This window comes from Nioella nitratireducens, assembly GCF_001879715.1.
GTDB classification, from domain to species: Bacteria; Pseudomonadota; Alphaproteobacteria; order Rhodobacterales; family Rhodobacteraceae; genus Nioella; species Nioella nitratireducens.
Genome location: NZ_MNBW01000014.1, coordinates 66,215 through 87,924 on the forward strand (window position 1 = coordinate 66,215; position 21,710 = coordinate 87,924).

Annotated in this window: 20 protein-coding genes; 11 read left to right on the forward strand and 9 right to left on the reverse strand. The window is 60.2% G+C overall.

Translation table 11 applies throughout. The annotated features are described in order from the left end of the window. The first annotated feature begins 1 nt into the window (after window position 1). The 10 genes from BKY27_RS14605 (at window position 2) to BKY27_RS14655 (ending at window position 9,919) form a co-directional block, all read left to right on the forward strand. Window positions 2-1,573, forward strand: coding sequence for a hypothetical protein (locus BKY27_RS14605; RefSeq protein ID WP_071675232.1), 1,572 nt, complete (start codon window positions 2-4; stop codon window positions 1,571-1,573). 57 nt (window positions 1,574-1,630) lie between these two features. After that, window positions 1,631-2,149: a hypothetical protein gene (locus tag BKY27_RS14610; RefSeq protein ID WP_071675233.1), complete on the forward strand. Its 519-nt coding sequence runs from the start codon at window positions 1,631-1,633 to the stop codon at window positions 2,147-2,149. After that, window positions 2,133-2,876 carry a M15 family metallopeptidase gene (locus BKY27_RS14615; protein WP_146636260.1) on the forward strand — a complete coding sequence of 248 codons (744 nt, stop codon included), beginning with the start codon at window positions 2,133-2,135 and terminating at the stop codon, window positions 2,874-2,876. Before BKY27_RS14610 ends, BKY27_RS14615 begins: the two co-directional genes overlap by 17 nt. 74 nt (window positions 2,877-2,950) lie before the next feature. Further along, window positions 2,951-4,195 (forward strand): rolling circle replication-associated protein, encoded by a 1,245-nt coding sequence (locus BKY27_RS14620; RefSeq protein WP_146636261.1) that lies wholly within the window; start codon window positions 2,951-2,953, stop codon window positions 4,193-4,195. A gap of 491 nt (window positions 4,196-4,686) precedes the next feature. Then, entirely contained in the window at window positions 4,687-4,890 is a 204-nt protein-coding gene (locus tag BKY27_RS14630; RefSeq protein ID WP_071675230.1) for a hypothetical protein, read from the forward strand. Next, window positions 4,887-5,684: a hypothetical protein gene (locus tag BKY27_RS14635; RefSeq protein ID WP_071675231.1), complete on the forward strand. Its 798-nt coding sequence runs from the start codon at window positions 4,887-4,889 to the stop codon at window positions 5,682-5,684. Before BKY27_RS14630 ends, BKY27_RS14635 begins: the two co-directional genes overlap by 4 nt. A gap of 41 nt (window positions 5,685-5,725) precedes the next feature. Further along, a complete protein-coding gene (locus BKY27_RS14640; protein WP_071675232.1) occupies window positions 5,726-7,297 on the forward strand; it encodes a hypothetical protein in 1,572 nt (523 codons plus the stop codon). 57 nt (window positions 7,298-7,354) lie between these two features. Further along, the gene (locus BKY27_RS14645) at window positions 7,355-7,873 is read left to right on the forward strand and encodes a hypothetical protein (RefSeq protein ID WP_071675233.1); all 519 of its coding nucleotides are present in this window, start codon (window positions 7,355-7,357) and stop codon (window positions 7,871-7,873) included. Then, window positions 7,857-8,600: a M15 family metallopeptidase gene (locus BKY27_RS14650; RefSeq protein ID WP_146636260.1), complete on the forward strand. Its 744-nt coding sequence runs from the start codon at window positions 7,857-7,859 to the stop codon at window positions 8,598-8,600. The genes BKY27_RS14645 and BKY27_RS14650 overlap by 17 nt, the downstream gene beginning before the upstream one ends. Before the next feature lie 74 nt (window positions 8,601-8,674). Then, window positions 8,675-9,919 carry a rolling circle replication-associated protein gene (locus BKY27_RS14655; RefSeq protein ID WP_146636261.1) on the forward strand — a complete coding sequence of 415 codons (1,245 nt, stop codon included), beginning with the start codon at window positions 8,675-8,677 and terminating at the stop codon, window positions 9,917-9,919. Between the two features lie 498 nt (window positions 9,920-10,417). Here the strand turns inward: BKY27_RS14655 and phoB are convergent, their stop codons facing one another. The 6 genes from phoB to BKY27_RS14690 form a co-directional block, all read right to left on the reverse strand. Then, window positions 10,418-11,107, reverse strand: a complete 690-nt coding sequence (phoB, locus tag BKY27_RS14665; RefSeq protein WP_071675237.1) for a phosphate regulon transcriptional regulator PhoB — start codon at window positions 11,105-11,107, stop codon at window positions 10,418-10,420. 3 nt (window positions 11,108-11,110) lie between these two features. Next, window positions 11,111-11,830: a phosphate signaling complex protein PhoU gene (gene phoU / locus BKY27_RS14670; RefSeq protein ID WP_071675238.1), complete on the reverse strand. Its 720-nt coding sequence runs from the start codon at window positions 11,828-11,830 to the stop codon at window positions 11,111-11,113. A 17-nt stretch (window positions 11,831-11,847) separates the two neighbouring features. Continuing rightward, the gene (gene pstB / locus BKY27_RS14675) at window positions 11,848-12,645 is read right to left on the reverse strand and encodes a phosphate ABC transporter ATP-binding protein PstB (RefSeq protein ID WP_071675239.1); all 798 of its coding nucleotides are present in this window, start codon (window positions 12,643-12,645) and stop codon (window positions 11,848-11,850) included. A gap of 22 nt (window positions 12,646-12,667) precedes the next feature. Further along, a complete protein-coding gene (gene pstA, locus BKY27_RS14680; protein WP_071675240.1) occupies window positions 12,668-14,008 on the reverse strand; it encodes a phosphate ABC transporter permease PstA in 1,341 nt (446 codons plus the stop codon). After that, window positions 14,005-15,465, reverse strand: coding sequence for a phosphate ABC transporter permease subunit PstC (pstC, locus tag BKY27_RS14685; RefSeq protein ID WP_071675241.1), 1,461 nt, complete (start codon window positions 15,463-15,465; stop codon window positions 14,005-14,007). The genes pstA and pstC overlap by 4 nt, the downstream gene beginning before the upstream one ends. Window positions 15,466-15,546: 81 nt before the next feature. Continuing rightward, window positions 15,547-16,590: a substrate-binding domain-containing protein gene (locus tag BKY27_RS14690; protein WP_071675242.1), complete on the reverse strand. Its 1,044-nt coding sequence runs from the start codon at window positions 16,588-16,590 to the stop codon at window positions 15,547-15,549. 404 nt (window positions 16,591-16,994) lie between these two features. Here BKY27_RS14690 and arsB point away from each other — a divergent pair, with 404 nt between their 5' ends. Then, a complete protein-coding gene (gene arsB, locus BKY27_RS14695; protein WP_071675243.1) occupies window positions 16,995-18,002 on the forward strand; it encodes an ACR3 family arsenite efflux transporter in 1,008 nt (335 codons plus the stop codon). Window positions 18,003-18,005: 3 nt separating this feature from the next. Here the strand turns inward: arsB and BKY27_RS14700 are convergent, their stop codons facing one another. The 3 genes from BKY27_RS14700 to BKY27_RS14710 all read right to left on the reverse strand — a co-directional run bounded on the left by BKY27_RS14700 (window position 18,006) and on the right by BKY27_RS14710 (window position 21,705). Beyond that, a complete protein-coding gene (locus tag BKY27_RS14700; RefSeq protein WP_071675244.1) occupies window positions 18,006-19,049 on the reverse strand; it encodes an ATP-binding protein in 1,044 nt (347 codons plus the stop codon). 74 nt (window positions 19,050-19,123) lie between these two features. Beyond that, window positions 19,124-20,317 (reverse strand): trans-sulfuration enzyme family protein, encoded by a 1,194-nt coding sequence (locus BKY27_RS14705; protein WP_071675245.1) that lies wholly within the window; start codon window positions 20,315-20,317, stop codon window positions 19,124-19,126. 122 nt (window positions 20,318-20,439) lie between these two features. Beyond that, window positions 20,440-21,705, reverse strand: a complete 1,266-nt coding sequence (locus BKY27_RS14710) for a glutamate-5-semialdehyde dehydrogenase (RefSeq protein WP_071675246.1) — start codon at window positions 21,703-21,705, stop codon at window positions 20,440-20,442. Window positions 21,706-21,710 lie beyond the last annotated feature (5 nt).

Below are 21,710 nucleotides of genomic sequence, written 5' to 3' on the forward strand. Positions count from 1 at the left end.
TATGTCTAAATACATGAAACCTCGTGCGCGCCGTTCGGAAGCCCGCACAATTGCCGGTCGTTTCCGTGGCGGGAAACTCGCGCCCGTCGGCGCACACGCCTTTCGTGAGAGCGAAAGCGGCTCGGTGATGCAATCGGTCCATTTTGAATTGGACCCTATTCCGGGGCGCATGATCACTCCCATCACGGCTGAGCTTGTTTCTGTGTTCGTCCCCGTTCAAGCTATTGACGCTTTGAAGAATCCAACCGACGACTATCCCGGCAATGCCGAGGTTATCCGTCAGAAACTTCTTTCGGGCGTTCCGCTTTTCGATCTCGAAGAGGAGAATGAAATCTCGAAGCGGCTTGGTATTGTTCCGCGCTCGATTGACGGGGTCAAGTATGTCAATGAGGCGGCTCGCCTCGCGCACAACGCTGCGGTGAATTATCTGCGGCGGCGTAAATTTGTCGATGCGGTTCAGTTGGATGCGAGTTCGACGGCTATGACACCGGCCCTTATTGCTCAGACTGTGCTCGACCGCCTGAATGGGGTTCTTGACCCCGAGAATCGTGTGAATGGGCTTGTGAATTTGGACCTCGAGGGTCAGGCGAATGTTTCGGGGATTCTCGTCAAGCAGAATCCCACTGCTGATACGAATGCCGGTCCCATGTATGAACTCTCTCCGGACGGGGTTTTCCTTCGTGGGACCGGCAATATTTCGGGGGTTGATCCCAATTCGACCCAGTCGGTGTTTATTCAGGCCAATTCTATCGGTGTCCCGGAAGTTTTCGCAGAATTGGCTGGGTCTCAAACGTCCTTTTCGACGAAAGACCTCTACAACGCGGAGCGTATGGACGCCCTAACGCGTGAGATGCGGCAAATTGTCGATGACAATCCGGAACACGGTCAGGAACTGGTTACTCGGTTTGCGCATGGCCTCTCCATGGACGTGGGTAAGCAACCGATTGTCGTTTATGAGCGGCAGGTTATGTTCGGCATGGATCAGCAGCCTGCGATGGATGGTGCCAATCTTGGCGTCTCGATCACGAATTCGGTTGCCAAGGTCGAATTCGCCGCGCCTATTCCGGCGACGGAATTTGGAGGTATTCTTATTACCTTCGCGGCGGTCAAGCCCGATGAGGCGCTCGCCTCGCAGCCGCATCCGTTCCTTTCGGATACGTGGGGCGCTACCAACTACGTGGCCGATGAAATGGCCATTGACCCGGTTCCCGTTACCATCCGTGAACTGGACGGCGATTGTGCTCAGATCGATGAGGGCACGGTTGCGCTTTATGTCGCCAATAATGGCCTCAAGCGCACGTATATCAATTACGGTTTCAACAGGGCGCTTGATCCGACCACGGTTGCGGCGAAGTCGGCCATTTGGCAGCTTGAAGTTCCTATGTCGGTCACGCCGGAAAGCGTGATCTATCCCGAGGACCTCGACCACTATCCGTTCGCTGACAATCTGGCGGAGGTCTGCACCTATACGTGGCGGTCCGTCGCTTCGGTCAACACCCCGATCATCTTCGGCCCGACACCGGTCGAGGAACTCGCTCAAATCGAAACGGATAACATTTTCCAAGACGCCTAAGGCGTTGAAATCATGGGCAGGGGAACCTCCCTGCCCTGCTCCTGAAAGGATAAAATCATGAAAATCTCTCAACTTGCGTCGGCCAAGGTCTTGGTCGGTAAAGACGGCGGCGAAATTCGTTTCGCCGATGGCAATGGCGATTTGATTCCGCTCGGTGTTCCCGCCGGTGTCCATCTGGGCCGTGAACTTTTCGACGGTCTTCCCGCCGATTGGGATGTTGATCCGGGTTCTGGGGTCACCATTCTCGCGCCGGCTGGCGAGCGCGCCTCGCGTATGCGTATGGGCGCGGTTGCCTATCAGTCCGGGGCTAACCCGGATTATCGGCCCTCGTCTGCCGATGCGGATCGGCGGCGGCTTGAGATGCTTGTCCAGCAGTCGAACCGCCGTTCGCAGCGCCTCGAGCAGCGTCTTGAAAGTCTTGCGCGGCTTTCCGAGCGCGTCCCTTCTGAGCCGCTCGAACTGATTGATGACGGCGATCAACCTTCGGTTGAAACGGCAGAAACCGCGGTACAACCTCCGGTTGAAAGCGCGCCGATCTCCACGACCAACGGCGCGGCTGATGCGTCCACAATTTAAAAATGGTGGGGCGGCAAGCCGCCCCTCCCTCTTCGTGGATCAGATGCAAAAACAAGGATTTGAACTTGTGACTATCGCAGAAATTATGTCCCGCGCCCGATCTTTTTTCGGGAAGCGGGATGCGGGGCAGGCCCGTAAGCGCCAGACGCGCTACACCTACACCGATGGCCCGATGTATTACCTCGGTCAACAGATCGTCCGTGCGATGCAGGACGCGGGCTATCCCGCGAAGATCGTGGAATGTTATCGGCCCCCGACGCGGCAGAACGACCTTTTTTCTCTTGGGCGGTCTAAGGCGCGTGGGTGGGAAAGCCCTCACCAGTTCTATGAGGCGGTCGATATTGTCCACGATACCCGTGGATGGGACGTAGGCCCGGAATTTTGGGATACTCTCGCTTCCTGTGTTCGGATCGTCGCTGAACGCTTCGGCGTCGATCTCGAGCATGGCCATTTCTGGACCTTCAAAGACTCGGCGCACGTCGAGTTGAAGGATTGGCGGGTGTTCCGTGAGGTTATCCGCCAGCGGTGGCGGCTTGACGTCGATGATTGGAACCGCGCCAGGATGGATGATCCTTTGCTTGCGGTGCCGATGCCTACCCCGACGCCTCCGACGCAATCGGAACGTGCGGCCCGCTTTCAAGCGGTTTTGCCGGATGTTTGGCGGTCTTTGCCGGATGTTTGGCGGTCGATTTCTCCCCGTCAACGCGCGGGCCTAGAGGGCAGCTAGGCCCGCCGTCGCGCGCCCCGGTTTTGGTCTCAACACCGGGGCGCGCGTTAACTGCGCCCCTCCCTTGCTCCAGCATGCATTTAGTGAAACCCGGACAAAAAACGATGTGCTCTCGACCGATCACCCATGATGGAAAAACCTTTTCCTGCCGCACCTGTGACGATTGCATTTCTTCTCGCAAGATGGACTGGGTTTGCCGCGCGATGGCGGAACTGGCAACGATGGGCAACGCTATCGTTATTCGCCTCAGCTATGCCGATGGCGATGATGGCCAGACGCCTGACGGCGCAAAAACCTTTCGTTACAAGGACGTGCAGGGCTTTCTTGCGCGCTTGCGCAAAGCGTATTCTGACAAATACGGCAAGACTGGCGAGATTTCTTATCTCGTCGCCGGTGAGCGCGGTTCCAAGCGTGGCCGCGTTCATTATCACATGATCCTTTTCAGCGTCCGCCCTCTCGACGTTCTTGGCGAGTGGTCCAGCTTCGTTGGGAAGAAACTCGACGCTCCGTGGATGGATAGTAATATCCATTGGTCCCTCTGGCCTCATGGCTCGGTTTATCTGCAAGTCCCCGATGCTGGGGGCGTCTCCTACGTGCTGAAATACGCTCTCAAGGATCAATTTTCCGTCCAGAAGTCCAAGGGAACTAAGCGGTTCTCCAAGGCGGAAAACACCGCCGCCGGTATTTTTCGCATGTCGAAAAAGCCGCCCCTTGGGCTTCGGTTTGTTGAGGCACAGCTTGCGCGCTGGTCCGATCTTCGGGCCGTGCCGCCTTCTCTCACGATCTCCGTTCCCGGTATTCGCGGGTACTGGCACCCTCTGGGCCTTATCCGTGAGGCGCTTCTGAGCGGCCTTCATCGGATCAACAATGAAATCCGCGAAGAAACCGGGCGGGATGCCCCTCAGTGGTCAACACTGTTGGCCGGTGTTTCACAAGATTTGGAGTCAAATCTAACTGATTTTGAGGCGCTCGTTTACGGGCCGCTCGAAATCTCTCAACTCAGCGAGGAACAACATGAGCAGGAATTCCAGAAATTCACGGCGCAATTCGAGACGGGACAGGCGGCAAGAGAACGCGCCGCGCGTATCAGGGACACGCGCCGCACCTGTGGCGGCGTCCGTGTCTGCGCGGCCTGTTATCGGGGCTTCGACACGGCTCAACGCCTCGAACTGGCTGCGTGGCAGGCGCGAACGCGACGTGACCACGAAAACAGCCGGTCTCCCCTCGAACTCGACGCATGGTTCCGAGCATTCCACAAGGGCAATCCCTACTGTCTCACCAAAGACGGTCCCGCCTTCCGAAAAGCCTTCGACGCATGACAATCGTCATTCGCCTCAAGATGAGCCGCGCGACGACAGGCCACATTGTAAGGAAAGGCCCGATCCGGCTGAGGCTCGTAAGGGGTCCGGTGGCTCTCGCGCCTTTATTCCTTGGCGCGGCACTGAGCGAGGATGTAAGCGTTAGACAGAAATTCGTGGGCACCACGCGCGCCACGCCGCATTTCCCGGTCTAAGCGAAAATCCCTAACACTAGACCAGGGCGGCTCTGCCGCCCTAGTCGGGTTCCGCTCGATGCCGTCGCCGTTTGCAGCGGGGACCGCTGACTATGTATTAGGCGCTGTGTCGGGGTGGGGTTCCCCTGAAAGGGGTGCCCCGACACTCCCCCGAAGGGCCGTCCGCTTGTGTGAACATCAGAAAGTCCTTGACACGGTGAAACTAGCTCCCGTAAGGGTGGTCTATATCTAGCGGCGTTCGCTAGATGTTGTGTCGAATCATAGTCATGATTATCGGCCAAACTGAAAGGAAACGTTATGTCTGGTCTTAAGACCTTCGTTTTGCAGGAACTTCTCAAACCGACGATTCGGCGGTTTGGTTCCTTTGCCGCCGGTTATCTTGTGTCGGTCGGCATGGATGACGGCCTCGCGTCTACTATCGAGGCGGCGACCATTGGTGCCGCTCTCTTCGCTGTCGATTTAGTGCTCTCGGCGCTGAATCGCCGGGGATCGTCCCAATGAGTTTGGCGGCGATCCTCGGTGGCGTGAAATTGGTCTCTGGCCTGTTCGGCGCGGCCAGCGCGAACAAGGCTCGCAAGCGGCAAGAATATCTCAACTCCCCTGCGGGCATTCGGGCGCAGTCCGAAGCCGCTGGGTTCAACCCGCTTGTTTTTGCGGGCCAAGCTGGGTCTTTCGGCGCTGGCAATATGGTGACGGGCGGGGAAATTCTCGCCCAAGCCGCCGCCGATTCGGTCGATACCTTTTCGACCGAACGTAATCGGTCGCGCGAATTGCAGATTGCCAACAGCCAGTTGCAAGTCGAGCGGGATCGCTTGAATGAGCAGGTGCGTCAAGCTACCCTTCAGCCGAATGTTCCGGGGATTTATGGCAATGCACGAACTTCTGGCGGTGATTCTGGGCTACCTGATAGGGTTGGCGGTCCTGATTTTGATGGGGACCCTCCTTCTCCATCTGGTCTGAACACCAACGAGGCGGCCTCTTTCAGCTTCGGCGGAATTGATTTTTCAGGTTCCGGCGCCTTTTCGACTGGTGGCACCGTCGAAGATGCGCTCGGCGACTCCGAGGTTGTTTCGACGTTCATGGCTCCGGTTCTTGCCGGGGACGCTATCGGTCATACACTTGACCTGAACCGGCGCAATCGCCGTGAAGACGCCTTTTTCCGCGATCTGTATTACAACGTTCATCCGGAACGGTTTCCGGATCGTCAGCAAGCTGAACGCGCGCTGACAATTTACGGACCGTATATGCGGTCGCGTGAGGCGGAACGCCAAACCAGAAATACACCATTCCACTGAGGGGCTTAGCCCCCCTACCCTTCTCAAAGGAGACTCTACTTATGTCTAAATACATGAAACCTCGTGCGCGCCGTTCGGAAGCCCGCACAATTGCCGGTCGTTTCCGTGGCGGGAAACTCGCGCCCGTCGGCGCACACGCCTTTCGTGAGAGCGAAAGCGGCTCGGTGATGCAATCGGTCCATTTTGAATTGGACCCTATTCCGGGGCGCATGATCACTCCCATCACGGCTGAGCTTGTTTCTGTGTTCGTCCCCGTTCAAGCTATTGACGCTTTGAAGAATCCAACCGACGACTATCCCGGCAATGCCGAGGTTATCCGTCAGAAACTTCTTTCGGGCGTTCCGCTTTTCGATCTCGAAGAGGAGAATGAAATCTCGAAGCGGCTTGGTATTGTTCCGCGCTCGATTGACGGGGTCAAGTATGTCAATGAGGCGGCTCGCCTCGCGCACAACGCTGCGGTGAATTATCTGCGGCGGCGTAAATTTGTCGATGCGGTTCAGTTGGATGCGAGTTCGACGGCTATGACACCGGCCCTTATTGCTCAGACTGTGCTCGACCGCCTGAATGGGGTTCTTGACCCCGAGAATCGTGTGAATGGGCTTGTGAATTTGGACCTCGAGGGTCAGGCGAATGTTTCGGGGATTCTCGTCAAGCAGAATCCCACTGCTGATACGAATGCCGGTCCCATGTATGAACTCTCTCCGGACGGGGTTTTCCTTCGTGGGACCGGCAATATTTCGGGGGTTGATCCCAATTCGACCCAGTCGGTGTTTATTCAGGCCAATTCTATCGGTGTCCCGGAAGTTTTCGCAGAATTGGCTGGGTCTCAAACGTCCTTTTCGACGAAAGACCTCTACAACGCGGAGCGTATGGACGCCCTAACGCGTGAGATGCGGCAAATTGTCGATGACAATCCGGAACACGGTCAGGAACTGGTTACTCGGTTTGCGCATGGCCTCTCCATGGACGTGGGTAAGCAACCGATTGTCGTTTATGAGCGGCAGGTTATGTTCGGCATGGATCAGCAGCCTGCGATGGATGGTGCCAATCTTGGCGTCTCGATCACGAATTCGGTTGCCAAGGTCGAATTCGCCGCGCCTATTCCGGCGACGGAATTTGGAGGTATTCTTATTACCTTCGCGGCGGTCAAGCCCGATGAGGCGCTCGCCTCGCAGCCGCATCCGTTCCTTTCGGATACGTGGGGCGCTACCAACTACGTGGCCGATGAAATGGCCATTGACCCGGTTCCCGTTACCATCCGTGAACTGGACGGCGATTGTGCTCAGATCGATGAGGGCACGGTTGCGCTTTATGTCGCCAATAATGGCCTCAAGCGCACGTATATCAATTACGGTTTCAACAGGGCGCTTGATCCGACCACGGTTGCGGCGAAGTCGGCCATTTGGCAGCTTGAAGTTCCTATGTCGGTCACGCCGGAAAGCGTGATCTATCCCGAGGACCTCGACCACTATCCGTTCGCTGACAATCTGGCGGAGGTCTGCACCTATACGTGGCGGTCCGTCGCTTCGGTCAACACCCCGATCATCTTCGGCCCGACACCGGTCGAGGAACTCGCTCAAATCGAAACGGATAACATTTTCCAAGACGCCTAAGGCGTTGAAATCATGGGCAGGGGAACCTCCCTGCCCTGCTCCTGAAAGGATAAAATCATGAAAATCTCTCAACTTGCGTCGGCCAAGGTCTTGGTCGGTAAAGACGGCGGCGAAATTCGTTTCGCCGATGGCAATGGCGATTTGATTCCGCTCGGTGTTCCCGCCGGTGTCCATCTGGGCCGTGAACTTTTCGACGGTCTTCCCGCCGATTGGGATGTTGATCCGGGTTCTGGGGTCACCATTCTCGCGCCGGCTGGCGAGCGCGCCTCGCGTATGCGTATGGGCGCGGTTGCCTATCAGTCCGGGGCTAACCCGGATTATCGGCCCTCGTCTGCCGATGCGGATCGGCGGCGGCTTGAGATGCTTGTCCAGCAGTCGAACCGCCGTTCGCAGCGCCTCGAGCAGCGTCTTGAAAGTCTTGCGCGGCTTTCCGAGCGCGTCCCTTCTGAGCCGCTCGAACTGATTGATGACGGCGATCAACCTTCGGTTGAAACGGCAGAAACCGCGGTACAACCTCCGGTTGAAAGCGCGCCGATCTCCACGACCAACGGCGCGGCTGATGCGTCCACAATTTAAAAATGGTGGGGCGGCAAGCCGCCCCTCCCTCTTCGTGGATCAGATGCAAAAACAAGGATTTGAACTTGTGACTATCGCAGAAATTATGTCCCGCGCCCGATCTTTTTTCGGGAAGCGGGATGCGGGGCAGGCCCGTAAGCGCCAGACGCGCTACACCTACACCGATGGCCCGATGTATTACCTCGGTCAACAGATCGTCCGTGCGATGCAGGACGCGGGCTATCCCGCGAAGATCGTGGAATGTTATCGGCCCCCGACGCGGCAGAACGACCTTTTTTCTCTTGGGCGGTCTAAGGCGCGTGGGTGGGAAAGCCCTCACCAGTTCTATGAGGCGGTCGATATTGTCCACGATACCCGTGGATGGGACGTAGGCCCGGAATTTTGGGATACTCTCGCTTCCTGTGTTCGGATCGTCGCTGAACGCTTCGGCGTCGATCTCGAGCATGGCCATTTCTGGACCTTCAAAGACTCGGCGCACGTCGAGTTGAAGGATTGGCGGGTGTTCCGTGAGGTTATCCGCCAGCGGTGGCGGCTTGACGTCGATGATTGGAACCGCGCCAGGATGGATGATCCTTTGCTTGCGGTGCCGATGCCTACCCCGACGCCTCCGACGCAATCGGAACGTGCGGCCCGCTTTCAAGCGGTTTTGCCGGATGTTTGGCGGTCTTTGCCGGATGTTTGGCGGTCGATTTCTCCCCGTCAACGCGCGGGCCTAGAGGGCAGCTAGGCCCGCCGTCGCGCGCCCCGGTTTTGGTCTCAACACCGGGGCGCGCGTTAACTGCGCCCCTCCCTTGCTCCAGCATGCATTTAGTGAAACCCGGACAAAAAACGATGTGCTCTCGACCGATCACCCATGATGGAAAAACCTTTTCCTGCCGCACCTGTGACGATTGCATTTCTTCTCGCAAGATGGACTGGGTTTGCCGCGCGATGGCGGAACTGGCAACGATGGGCAACGCTATCGTTATTCGCCTCAGCTATGCCGATGGCGATGATGGCCAGACGCCTGACGGCGCAAAAACCTTTCGTTACAAGGACGTGCAGGGCTTTCTTGCGCGCTTGCGCAAAGCGTATTCTGACAAATACGGCAAGACTGGCGAGATTTCTTATCTCGTCGCCGGTGAGCGCGGTTCCAAGCGTGGCCGCGTTCATTATCACATGATCCTTTTCAGCGTCCGCCCTCTCGACGTTCTTGGCGAGTGGTCCAGCTTCGTTGGGAAGAAACTCGACGCTCCGTGGATGGATAGTAATATCCATTGGTCCCTCTGGCCTCATGGCTCGGTTTATCTGCAAGTCCCCGATGCTGGGGGCGTCTCCTACGTGCTGAAATACGCTCTCAAGGATCAATTTTCCGTCCAGAAGTCCAAGGGAACTAAGCGGTTCTCCAAGGCGGAAAACACCGCCGCCGGTATTTTTCGCATGTCGAAAAAGCCGCCCCTTGGGCTTCGGTTTGTTGAGGCACAGCTTGCGCGCTGGTCCGATCTTCGGGCCGTGCCGCCTTCTCTCACGATCTCCGTTCCCGGTATTCGCGGGTACTGGCACCCTCTGGGCCTTATCCGTGAGGCGCTTCTGAGCGGCCTTCATCGGATCAACAATGAAATCCGCGAAGAAACCGGGCGGGATGCCCCTCAGTGGTCAACACTGTTGGCCGGTGTTTCACAAGATTTGGAGTCAAATCTAACTGATTTTGAGGCGCTCGTTTACGGGCCGCTCGAAATCTCTCAACTCAGCGAGGAACAACATGAGCAGGAATTCCAGAAATTCACGGCGCAATTCGAGACGGGACAGGCGGCAAGAGAACGCGCCGCGCGTATCAGGGACACGCGCCGCACCTGTGGCGGCGTCCGTGTCTGCGCGGCCTGTTATCGGGGCTTCGACACGGCTCAACGCCTCGAACTGGCTGCGTGGCAGGCGCGAACGCGACGTGACCACGAAAACAGCCGGTCTCCCCTCGAACTCGACGCATGGTTCCGAGCATTCCACAAGGGCAATCCCTACTGTCTCACCAAAGACGGTCCCGCCTTCCGAAAAGCCTTCGACGCATGACAATCGTCATTCGCCTCAAGATGAGCCGCGCGACGACAGGCCACATTGTAAGGAAAGGCCCGATCCGGCTGAGGCTCGTAAGGGGTCCGGTGGCTCTCGCGCCTTTATTCCTTGGCGCGGCACTGAGCGAGGATGTAAGCGTTAGACAGAAATTCGTGGGCACCACGCGCGCCACGCCGCATTTCCCGGTCTAAGCGAAAATCCCTAACACTAGACCAGGGCGGCTCTGCCGCCCTAGTCGGGTTCCGCTCGATGCCGTCGCCGTTTGCAGCGGGGACCGCTGACTATGTATTAGGCGCTGTGTCGGGGTGGGGTTCCCCTGAAAGGGGTGCCCCGACACTCCCCCGAAGGGCCGTCCGCTTGTGTGAACATCAGAAAGTCCTTGACACGGTGAAACTAGCTCCCGTAAGGGTGGTCTATATCTAGCGGCGTTCGCTAGATGTTGTGTCGAATCATAGTCATGATTATAGGACTTACGCATACGAGAATCAGAAAGGCCTAACCAAGTGCGTAACCTGCCCCCCGCACCGTGCGGATCGGATCGTCATAGGCGCCAGTGGTCTTCAACGCCTTGCGCAGACGACCCACATGCACATCGACCGTTCGGCTATCGACATAGATGTCCCGCCCCCAAACCCGGTCGAGCAATTGCTCACGGCTCCAGACCCGGCCCGGACGTTCCATGAACGCGGTCAGAAGTCGAAACTCGGTCGGTCCAAGGGTGACGGTATCGCCCGAGCGGTACACGCGATGCTCGGCCATATCGAGGACGATATCCTCGTATTCCAGTTGCTCGCCAACTGCCGCCGGGCGCGTTCGGCGCAGCTGAGTGCGCAGACGCGCCAACAGCTCGGCCACCGAATACGGTTTGACCACGTAGTCGTCGGCTCCGGTTTCAAGGCCGCGCACGCGGTCAACCTCTTCCGATCGCGCCGAGAGCATGATGACCGGGATCTTGGACGTCTCGGGCGCGGTCTTGAGTTGTCGGCACACTTCAATCCCAGAGACATTGGGCAGCATCCAGTCCAGAACGATCAGGTCCGGCGGCGTTTCCTTGACCATGATCAGGGCCTCGTCCCCTGCCCCGGCGGTCATGACGGAATAGCCCTCGGCGCGGATATTGTAGGCCAACACCTCGCGCTGTGCGGGTTCATCCTCGACCACGAGAACCAGCGGTTCGCCTGCCATGGGTCAATCCTCCTCGACCTGCGTGCCGAAGGACGAGCTATCGCCTTTTTCGCGCTCTTCATCCGGGTATGCACCGTTCACCAGATACATCACCTGTTCGGCGATGGTTGTAACGTGGTCGCCCATACGTTCGATGTTCTTGGCCATGAAATGCAGATGCATACAGGCGGTAATATTGCGGGGGTCTTCCATCATGAAGGTCAGGTATTCGCGGAACAGCGCGGTATACATCTGGTCCACTTCCAAATCGCGTTCCCGCACATCCGTGGCCAGGTCGGCATCGCGCTGGATATAGGCGTCCAGCACATCCTTGAGCATCAGTTCAACCTGGCGTGCCATGCGCCGCAGCCCGGGCGCAGATCCAGAGATCTGCTGCATCTGCATGACGACACCAGCCCGTTTGGCGATGTTCTTGGCATAGTCGCCGATCCGCTCAAGGCTGGCCGAGACGCGGAACACGGTCAGCACGGTGCGCAGATCCCCGGCGGTCGGCTGGCGCAGCGCAAGGATGAGCGCTGCGGATTCATTCACCTTCTCTTCCAGCGCGTCGATGGCGAGGTCGCCATTGCGCACCTTCTTGGCCAGATCTTCGTCGCGCATTTCCAGCGCGGTGGCGGCATCGACGATCGCATCCTCGACAAGCCCGCCCATTTTCATGATGAGCGCTTGAATCGCCTCCAGATCGCGGTCGAAAGAGGCAACGATATGTTCGTTCTGTTCCATGTCGGACAGTCCTTTCCTCAGCCGATACGGCCGGTGATGTAGGATTCGGTGCGCGAATCTTGCGGATTGGTGAAGATCTGGCTGGTGTCGCCGTATTCGACCAATTCCCCGAGGTGGAAAAAGGCCGTCTTCTGGCTGACGCGGGCGGCCTGCTGCATCGAGTGGGTCACGATCACCACCGAGAACCGTTCGCGCAATTCGTCGATCAGCTCCTCGACCTGTGCCGTGGCAATCGGGTCAAGCGCCGAACACGGCTCGTCCATCAACAGCACTTCGGGGCCGGTCGCCACGGCCCGCGCGATACACAGGCGCTGCTGCTGGCCACCGGACAGGCCGGTGCCGGGCTGGTCCAGACGATCCTTGGCCTCGTCCCACAGGGCAGCGCGTCTCAGGGATTTCTCAACGATTTCATCGAGTTCAGCCTTGTTGCGGGACAGGCCGTGGATGCGCGGGCCATAGGCCACATTGTCATAGATCGACTTCGGAAACGGGTTGGGCTTCTGGAACACCATGCCGACCTTGGCGCGCAGTTGCACCGGGTCGACCTTTGCGTCGTAAATATCTTCGTTGTCGAGCAGGATGTCGCCGGTCACGCGGCAGATGTCGATGGTGTCGTTCATCCGGTTCAGGCAGCGCAAGAAGGTTGACTTGCCGCAGCCCGAAGGGCCGATGAAGGCGGTGACCGTCTTGTCGAGGATTTCGACATTCACCGACTTAATGGCATGGGTCGTCCCGTAGTAAACATCTACGTCACGGGCGGCGATTTTGAGGTCTTGGTTGTCCACGGCGCGCTCCAGCACTCTCATATCGTTCATTTTTTCGGTTCCTTCGGCGGGCCTACCAGCGGCGCTCAAAACGGCGGCGCAGGATGACTGCCATTGCGTTCATGAAAACAAGGAACAGCAACAGCACGATGGTCGCCCCGGAGGCCCGTTCCACGAAAGCCGGATCGGCCCGCTGTGTCCAGTTATAGACCTGCACCGGCAGGGCCGAGGTCGGGTCGAACAGTCCTTCCGGCGGCGCTGCCGGGAATTCCCGCACGAAGGCCACCATACCGATCAGCAACAGCGGCGCGGTTTCGCCAAGCGCCTGTGCCAGCCCGATGATCGTGCCGGTCAGAATGCCGGGCATCGCCAGCGGCAGCACATGGTGAAACACCGACTGCATCTTGGACGCGCCAAGGCCAAGTGCGGCATCGCGGATCGACGGGGGCACGGCGCGCAGCGAGGCCCGTGTTGCAATAATGATCGTCGGCAAGGTCATCAGCGTCAACACAAGACCGCCCACCACCGGGGCCGATTGCGGCAGGCCAGCGAAGTTGATGAAGATGGCCAGACCGAGGATCCCGAACACGATCGACGGCACCGCGGCGAGGTTCGAGATATTCACCTCGATCGCATCGGTGAAGCGGTTTTGCGGGGCGAATTCCTCCAGATAGATCGAGGCGGCCACACCGATGGGAAGCGCCAGGGCCAGCACCACCAGCATCATGTAGAACGACCCGAGGATCGCCACGCCAAGCCCGGCGGCCTCCGGGCGCTGCCCCGAGGCGTCGGGATTGGTGATAAAGGCCCAGTTGAACCGGGTCGCCATGATCCCGGCATCCGCCATGCGTTGCGCCAGTTGCAGCTGAGCCGGCGTCACGTTGCTGTCAAGCTCGGCGCTTGCCATCGTCACGCGGCCCTTGAAATACCCGTCGATCCGGCCATTGGCCAGCATTTCCAGATCGACCGTCTGGCCAACCATTTCGGGGTTGTCGAGGACCGAGCGGCGCAATTGGGCCGGGGCTTCCTGACTGATCATCGCCATCAGGGCTTGGGGGCTGACACCCTCCATCGAGATGTCCTGATCTTGCAGGTAGGTATAGAGTGACTGTGCCAGCAACGGCGCGTAGCCGAAGGTGGTCACGCGGCTCATCTCGTCGGCGTCGCGGTTGCCATCGGGGTCAAGGCGGTCTGCCGTCAGCTCGACCGGGATCGAGATGTAGGTCTGGCGAAACGCGTTGTAGCCGTTGCCGATGATCGAGATCACAAGCAGCGCCAGCGCAGCGACACCGATGCCGATGGCGGTCAGACCCAGCACACGAAACCGGACCTCGGAGCGGTTGCGGCGTTTGACGCGGTCGCTCGTCCGGTAGAGCGAGCTTTTGCGGGGCGTTTCAGCGGTTGCGTCACTCATTCGTATTCTTCCCGGTATTTGCGCACGATGAAGAGCGCGAGAACGTTCAACCCGAGGGTGATGGCGAACAGGGTCAGGCCAAGGGCGAAGGCCACAAGGGCCTCGGGGCTGGAAAAGTCGGTATCGCCGGTCAACTGGCCCACGATCTTGACGGTCACGGTGGTCATCGCCTCGAACGGGTTCAGGCTGAGCCGGGCCGCGGCCCCTGCCCCAAGCACCACGATCATCGTCTCGCCGATCCCGCGAGAGGTGGCCAGCAGCACCGCGCCCACGATACCAGGCAGTGCGGCGGGCAGGATCACCTGCTTGACGGTCTCGGATTTGGTGGCGCCAAGGCCGTAACTGCCGTCGCGCAAGGATTGCGGCACCGCGTTGATGATGTCGTCGGACAGCGAAGACACGAAGGGGATCAACATGATGCCCATGACGATGCCGGCCGTCGCAACCGAGGCCGAGGACGTACCCAGACCAAGCGGCTGCGCGAAGTAGTCCCGCAGCATCGGACCGACGGTGATCAGGGCGAAAAGACCGTAAACGATGGTGGGGATGCCGGCGAGGATCTCGATCATCGGCTTGGCAACGCTGCGCAGGCGGCTGCTGGCATATTCGGCAAGGTACACCGCCGAAAACAACCCAAGCGGCACCGACACCACGAGCGCGATAAAGGTGATGTAGATCGTGCCCCACAGCAGCGGGATCAGCCCCAGTTCAGACCCACCTTCGAAGGAGGGAATCCATTGGGTGCCGAAGAAAAATTGTTGCCACGGGTAAAGGCGAAAAAAATCGCGTGTTTCGATGATCATCGACAACACGATGCCAACCGTGGTCAGAATGGCGATGGTCGACGCAAGGATCAAAAGCGACAGAACCGCCCGTTCCACGACGTTACGCGCGCGCAATTCCTTGTGGGTGCGCGCATAAGCATAACCCAGGCCAATTGCCGCCAACAAAAGCACCACGGCGTCCATCGCGATCGTGCCGGTGGTTTTCAGAACCCGGTAACGCTGCGCGGCGCGCAATACGTCCGACGAGACCTCGTCGCCGAGCGCAACCCCGATCGAGGCCAGCCGGTCGCGCACGTTGGTAAATTCGGTTCGGATCGTCCGGGCATCTTCGCGGCTGAGCGCCCCCAACTCGACCGCCCGGTCGAGGCCATCGGCCACGCGGCGCACATCAGACATCACAAGGCTGAGTTCGCCAGCACTCTGCGCGGCGGTGTCAGGGATCATGTTGACCACTTGCCGCTGGATGACGACGGGCTGAACCAGCAACCAGACCGACAGCACCAACAGCGCGGGCACGACAGCAAAGAGAAGGACGTTGAGCCCGTAGTAATTGGGCAGGGAATGCAGGCTGCGCGCATCTCCCTCGGCACTGGCCATGGCGCGACGGCGCCCGAGTACGTAGCCGATGGTGCCCAGCACCAAAACAGCGATCACGATCCAAAGTAGCGGCATGTCGGCCTTCCGGTCAGTCGTGCAGGAAAGGAAAAAACGGGGCGGCCAACTCGGGCCGCCCCGTTCAATCAGGTCAGATGATTACATCTGGTCCATGGTGACGCGCTCGGCGACCATGCGCTGCGTCTCGGCCAGTTCCGGGTCGGACACGAGGCCATAGGCAGCCAGCGGGCCGAACGGGCCAGCGATGTCGTCGGACACGAAGAACTCTGCGTATTCCTGCAGGCCGGGGATCACGTCCAGGTGTGCTGCTTTGATGTAGAAGTACAGCGGACGGGACACCGGGTATTCGCCCGAGGCGATGGTCTCGGTCGAGGGGGTCACGCCGTTCATGGTCGCAACTTGCAGGGTGTCGGTGTTGTTCTGGTAGAAGGACAGACCGAACACGCCCAGACCTTCGGGGTTGGCCGCGATGCGGGCCAGGGTCTCGGTGTAGTCGCCGTCGATGTCGGTCGACACGCCGTCGCCGCGGATCGCCATGCAGGATTCTTCAGCCGCGTCTTCGTCGCCGCCGTTGATTTCCAGGATCGCGTCGTAGGCGCCGGTGTCTTCACAACCTTGCAGGATCACGCGCAGGTCGAACACTTCACGGGTGCCGTGACGGGTGCCGGGGATGAAGGCTGCGATGGTCTGGTCGGGAAGATCGGCGTTCACTTCGTTCCAGTTGGTGTTCGGGTTGGCGACCATTGCACCGTCGACGGGCAGTTCGGCGGCCAGGGCCTGGTACCAGTCGGCGGGGGTGAACTGGAACGAGTTGCCGTTGATGTCGGAGGCGAACACGATGCCGTCATAGCCGATGCGGACCTGGATGATGTCGGTCACGCCGTTTTCGGCACAGGTTGCGATTTCCGACTCGCGGATGGAACGCGATGCGTTTGCGATGTCGGTGGTGTTTTCGCCGACGCCTTCGCAGAAGCGACGCAGGCCGGTCGAGGAGCCGCCGGATTCGACGACGGGGGTCGGGAAGTCGAAGTTCTCACCGAAAGCTTCGGCCACGATGGTGGCGTAGGGCAGAACGGTCGAGGACCCGGCGATCTGGATGTTGTCACGGCCCTGGGCAGCGGCAGCGGTGGCGGAAACGGCAGCAACCGCGAGCACCGAAACGGTCAGTTTTGCGAAAGACATATGGATTTCTCCGTTGGATTTTCCTGTCGGAACGCGCTGTCCCGCGCGCTCTCTAGGGCCGTCTATCGGCGGCACGCTATGCTTTTGTGACATCAGCGTAACGGTTTTATGACAGTCAACCGCCCAATCGCGGCTGCCACCCGATGCGAAGATTGCCTGGGGCAAAAACCCCCGCCCATGCTTGCATTTAAGGCGCAGACTGGCCAATCGGCCTTGTGAAAAAATTTTTGGTCTCCCGCGGGCCTGCGCCGGGCCTGCGCTGTGATCGTGTCATACAGCACCGGCAATGTGACAATCGCGCGACTCGCTCGCGGTAGCGGTGTCGTGATTCCCTTGCCTTCGCTGCCCGGGGCCCCTACCCAAACCGCAAACAGCCGTTTGCACCGTAGGACAGGCCATAGACCATGAGCACCTTTGAACGTTACCTGACCGTTTGGGTGGCCCTCGCCATGGCGGCGGGCATCCTGATCGGCAGCCTTGCCCCCGGCCTTGTCGAGGCGATTTCGCTGGCCGAGATCGCGTCTGTCAACCTGGTCGTGGCGGTTTTGATCTGGGCAATGGTCTACCCGATGATGGTGGGCGTCGATCCGGCCTCGCTGTCGGGCGTGGCACGCCAACCAACCGGGCTGGTCATCACGCTGGCGGTAAACTGGTTGATCAAGCCTTTCACCATGGCGCTGCTGGCCGTGGTCTTTTTCGAAAGCGTCTTCGCTCCGTTCATCGCGCCCGAGGATGCTGCGCAATATACTGCGGGCCTGATCCTGCTTGGCGCGGCCCCCTGCACCGCCATGGTTTTCGTTTGGTCGCAACTGACCAAGGGGGATGAGACCTACACGTTGGTGCAAGTCACGGTGAATGACGTGATCATGGTCTTCGCTTTCGCGCCAATCGTCGCCTTCCTGCTTGGCGTTACGGATATCTCTGTCCCGTGGCAAACCCTTGTCCTGTCGGTGGCGCTTTACGTGGTGCTGCCCTTGCTGGCGGGGCTGTTGACCCGCCGCAGATTGGGCAGCGACGCGGCGATTGACCGGTTCAAGGCGCGGGTCAAGCCGTGGTCCGCCATGGGGTTGATCGTGACCGTGGCGATCCTGTTCGCCTTGCAGGGGCAGACCATCCTCGACCGGCCACTGGTGATCGCCCTTATCGCCACGCCGATCATGATTCAGAGCTACGGGATCTTCGCGGTGGCCTATTGCGCGGCGTGGCTTTTGAAGGTGCCGCACCGCGTGGCGGCGCCCTGTGCAATGATCGGCACGTCAAACTTCTTTGAACTTGCGGTGGCCGTTGCCATCAGCCTGTTCGGCCTCGGCTCGGGCGCGGCGCTTGCCACCGTGGTGGGCGTGCTGGTCGAGGTGCCTGTCATGCTCTCGCTCGTGGCCTTCGCCAACCGCACCCGGCCCGGCTTTCGCTGACGCCTAGCTGCGGGGCAGCGTCACCGAGAAGGTGCTGCCCCTGCCCTTTTCGGACGAAATCTTGAGCCGCCCCCGATGCCGGTTCACGATGTGCTTGACGATCGCCAGCCCCAGGCCGGTGCCGCCCATCTCGCGGCTACGGTGGGAATCCACCCGGTAGAACCGTTCGGTCAGGCGCGGCAGGTGCAGGGCCTCGATCCCGTTGCCACGGTCGATCACATCCACCGTGACCACCGGCCCCTTCAGCGCGCCCCGGCCCTCGCCCGCGTGCAGGGCCAAGGTGACGGGGCGCCCTGCCCCGCCATATTTCAAGGCGTTTTCGGCAAGGTTCATGAAAACCTGTGTCAACTGATCCCGATCGCCGCGGATGGTGTAATCTCCGGGCTCTGCCGCGATGGTCAAGGCGCTGCCCTGATCCTCTGCCTGCGGCCTGAGCGTTACCACGACACCGTTGACCAGGGCGTTCAGGTCTACATCCTCTGACGGTCGCAGGCGCTCTTCCGACTCCACGCGGCTCAGCGACAGCAAGTCGCCCACCAGCCGGTTCATGCGGCTCGATTGCTCTTCCATGATCGACAGGAAATGGTCCCGCACCTCGGCGTCCTCGCGGGCCGGGCCGCGCAAGGTTTCGATGAACCCCATCAGGGCAGTCAGGGGCGAGCGCAATTCATGGCTGACATTGGCCACGAAGTCGCGGCGCATTTCCTCGGCATCCTGAAGGTGGCTGACATCGCTGAAATGCAGCAGCACACCGGTGCTCTTGTCCTCGAAGGTCATCGGCGTAACACGGACCCGGAACACTGTTTCGCCTGCCGGATCGGGCTTGGTAAATCGAACATCGCCCCCTTCGACGCCGCGTGACACGGCCTCGATCCGGTCGATCAGGGCGGGTTGGCGCAGGGCGGCGACGTAGCTGCGCCGCATGATCCATGTGCCGAACAGGGCCTCGGCCGCCGGGTTCGCCTCGGCGATCAGCCCGGCCCCGTCAATGAAGATCATCGGATCGGGCACCGCCGCAAGGGCGGCCTTGAGCGTGTCGAGGGACATGGAACTACCTGTGTTGCCGCGCGGGGTCGCCCCCGCCTAGCGGCAAAGCGCGCGATTCGACAATTGGCTTGGCGTCACAGGGCAGCCGCGGCAGCGCACCCGGCGCCGAAATCCGCCTTGAGAATCTCGATATCCTCGATGCCCACGGACACGCGGAAAAAGCCCTCGGTGATGCCCACGGCCTGCCGGTCGGCCTCGGCGATCAACCGATGCGACGAGGTGGCGGGATGCGACACGGTGGTGCCCACATCGCCAAGCGTCGGGGCAAAGGCCACTTCGGGCATGGCCCGCACGAGAGCATTGGCCGCCGCGCGCCCGCCCTCGACCTCGAAGCTGACCATGTTGCCGAATTCACCGTTCAGCAGCTTGGCGGCGCGCTGATGTTCGGGGTGATCCTTGCGGCCGGGATAAATCACGCGCTTGACGCCGGGCTGATCTGCCAGGAAATCCGCCAACTGCGCCGCGTTTTCCTGCGATTTCTGGTAGCGCAGATCGAAGGTGTAAATCCCGCGCTCGGCCAGCCAGCAATCATTCGGGCTGGGGGTCGCGCCCATGGTGATCCAGAACACGCGCATCTTCTCGGAGATTTCGGGGTCTTTTGCCGAGACATAGCCGAGCGTTACATCGGCATGGCCCGCGAGCAGCTTGGTGACCGAATGAATGACGATATCGGCGCCGTGATCATAGGGGCGATACCCCTGCGGCGTGGTGAAGGTGTTATCGACGGCCAGCAGGATGCCGGTTTCCGCACAAATCCGGGCGATCGCCTCCATATCCGCGATGCGCAGGGTCGGGTTCGACATGACTTCGACCAGGATCATTTTCGTCTCGGGCCGGATCGCGGCCTTGACTGCCTCGGGGTCCATCGTGTCCACCAGAGTCGAGGCAATACCGAAGCGGGGCAGATCCTGCGTCATCATCCGCAAAGAGCGGCCATAAAGCTGGTCTCCGCCGATCACGTGATCGCCCTGGCTGAGCAGGCCCATCAACGCGGTGCCTACGGCGGCCATGCCCGAGGCGGTGATGATCCCCCCCTTCCCGCCTTCCATCATGTCTATCTTTGCGGCCAGCAGATCGGCATTCGGATGGCCCTCGCGGCTGTAGGTATAGCCGTGGTCCTTGCCCTCATACTGCGCTTCCAACTGGTCCGGGCTTTCCGAGGAATAGACCACCGAGGGTTGGATCGGGGTCACGACAGGGCGGCTCACCCCCGGCTCCAGCGGCATACGGCGGACGAGGGTCTTGGGCAGGTTGGAACCGTCGGACATGGAAACCTCCTGTAGAAGGGTTGTGGGGAAACTTGGCTGACCTAAATCCAGTGTCAGCGAAAGGTCAAGTCCGGTGCGGCGGGCAGGTCTGCCATAGGCCGGGAAAAATAGGTCATTGATGTTTACCTGCGCACCGTGCCGTTGCCGGTGACAAGATATTTGAACGAGGTCAACTGCTCGGCCCCGACCGGCCCGCGCGCATGCAGTTTTCCGGTCGCGATGCCGATCTCGGCACCCATTCCGAATTCGCCGCCATCGGCGAACTGGGTCGAGGCATTGCGCATAAGGATCGCGCTGTCGAGCCGCTGGAAAAAGCGCTCTGCCGCCGCGTCGTCTTCGGTGATGATCGACTCGGTGTGGTTGGAGCCATAGGTGCGGATATGGTCGATTGCGCCATCTATATCGTCGACCACGCGGGCGGCGATGATCATGTCGAGGAATTCGGTGCCGTAGTCGTCGGGGGTGGCGGGGGTAACACCGTCAATGGCTTGCAGCGCAGCATCGCCCCGCACGTCGACCCCGGCGTCGAGCAGCGCGCGCACCACGCCCTGCCCGATCGTTTCGACCACGTCACGGTGAATCAACAGGCATTCCGCAGCGCCGCAGATGCCGGTGCGGCGGGTCTTGGCGTTCAGCACCACGTCGAGCGATTTCACCGGGTCGGCGGATTTGTCGATATAGACGTGGCAAATGCCTTCGAGATGGGCAAAGACCGGCACGCGCGCCTCTTTCTGGACCAGGCCGACAAGGCCCTTGCCGCCGCGCGGCACAATCACATCGACGGTGTCGGTCATGGTCAGCAATTCCTTGACGGCAGCCCGGTCGCGGGTCGGCACCAGTTGCACCGCATCCTCGGGCAGATCGGCCTTGCGCAGCCCCTCTTTCAGGCAATCGGCCAGCAGGATCGAACTGTGGAAGCTTTCCGAGCCACCCCGCAGAATCACGGCATTACCGGATTTCAGGCACAGCGCCCCGGCATCCGCTGTCACGTTCGGGCGGCTTTCATAAATCACGCCTATGACGCCAAGCGGCGTGCGGACACGGCTGATATGCAGGCCCGACGGCATGTCCCATTCGGTGACGACGGACCCCACCGGATCGTCCTGCGCCGCGACCGAGCGCAGGCCCCCCACGATCGCCTCGATCCGCGCCTCGTCCAGCATCAGCCGGTCCATCATGGCATCGGACAACCCCTTGTCGCGGCCAAATTCCATATCCTTGGCATTGGCGGCGACAATCTCGTCCCGGCGCGCCCAAACCGCATCGGCCGCCTCATTCAGGGCCTTGGCCCTTGCGTCGGCCGGGGCAAAGGCCAGCTCCGCCGCCGCAGCCTTGGCGCGGGTTCCCATCTCGGCCATGAGGGCGGGAATGTTGGCGAGGTCGGTCATGTCGG

Bases quoted from the DNA above. Each gene is read 5' to 3' on its own strand.
- BKY27_RS14605 (WP_071675232.1), top strand. From the start codon at position 2: ATGTCTAAATACATGAAACCTCGTGCGCGCCGTTCGGAAGCCCGCACA.
- BKY27_RS14610 (WP_071675233.1), top strand. From the start codon at position 1,631: ATGAAAATCTCTCAACTTGCGTCGGCCAAGGTCTTGGTCGGTAAAGAC.
- BKY27_RS14615 (WP_146636260.1), top strand. From the start codon at position 2,133: ATGCGTCCACAATTTAAAAATGGTGGGGCGGCAAGCCGCCCCTCCCTC.
- BKY27_RS14620 (WP_146636261.1), top strand. From the start codon at position 2,951: ATGCATTTAGTGAAACCCGGACAAAAAACGATGTGCTCTCGACCGATC.
- BKY27_RS14630 (WP_071675230.1), top strand. From the start codon at position 4,687: ATGTCTGGTCTTAAGACCTTCGTTTTGCAGGAACTTCTCAAACCGACG.
- BKY27_RS14635 (WP_071675231.1), top strand. From the start codon at position 4,887: ATGAGTTTGGCGGCGATCCTCGGTGGCGTGAAATTGGTCTCTGGCCTG.
- BKY27_RS14640 (WP_071675232.1), top strand. From the start codon at position 5,726: ATGTCTAAATACATGAAACCTCGTGCGCGCCGTTCGGAAGCCCGCACA.
- BKY27_RS14645 (WP_071675233.1), top strand. From the start codon at position 7,355: ATGAAAATCTCTCAACTTGCGTCGGCCAAGGTCTTGGTCGGTAAAGAC.
- BKY27_RS14650 (WP_146636260.1), top strand. From the start codon at position 7,857: ATGCGTCCACAATTTAAAAATGGTGGGGCGGCAAGCCGCCCCTCCCTC.
- BKY27_RS14655 (WP_146636261.1), top strand. From the start codon at position 8,675: ATGCATTTAGTGAAACCCGGACAAAAAACGATGTGCTCTCGACCGATC.
- phoB (WP_071675237.1), bottom strand. From the start codon at position 11,107: ATGGCAGGCGAACCGCTGGTTCTCGTGGTCGAGGATGAACCCGCACAG.
- phoU (WP_071675238.1), bottom strand. From the start codon at position 11,830: ATGGAACAGAACGAACATATCGTTGCCTCTTTCGACCGCGATCTGGAG.
- pstB (WP_071675239.1), bottom strand. From the start codon at position 12,645: ATGAACGATATGAGAGTGCTGGAGCGCGCCGTGGACAACCAAGACCTC.
- pstA (WP_071675240.1), bottom strand. From the start codon at position 14,008: ATGAGTGACGCAACCGCTGAAACGCCCCGCAAAAGCTCGCTCTACCGG.
- pstC (WP_071675241.1), bottom strand. From the start codon at position 15,465: ATGCCGCTACTTTGGATCGTGATCGCTGTTTTGGTGCTGGGCACCATC.
- BKY27_RS14690 (WP_071675242.1), bottom strand. From the start codon at position 16,590: ATGTCTTTCGCAAAACTGACCGTTTCGGTGCTCGCGGTTGCTGCCGTT.
- arsB (WP_071675243.1), top strand. From the start codon at position 16,995: ATGAGCACCTTTGAACGTTACCTGACCGTTTGGGTGGCCCTCGCCATG.
- BKY27_RS14700 (WP_071675244.1), bottom strand. From the start codon at position 19,049: ATGTCCCTCGACACGCTCAAGGCCGCCCTTGCGGCGGTGCCCGATCCG.
- BKY27_RS14705 (WP_071675245.1), bottom strand. From the start codon at position 20,317: ATGTCCGACGGTTCCAACCTGCCCAAGACCCTCGTCCGCCGTATGCCG.
- BKY27_RS14710 (WP_071675246.1), bottom strand. From the start codon at position 21,705: ATGACCGACCTCGCCAACATTCCCGCCCTCATGGCCGAGATGGGAACC.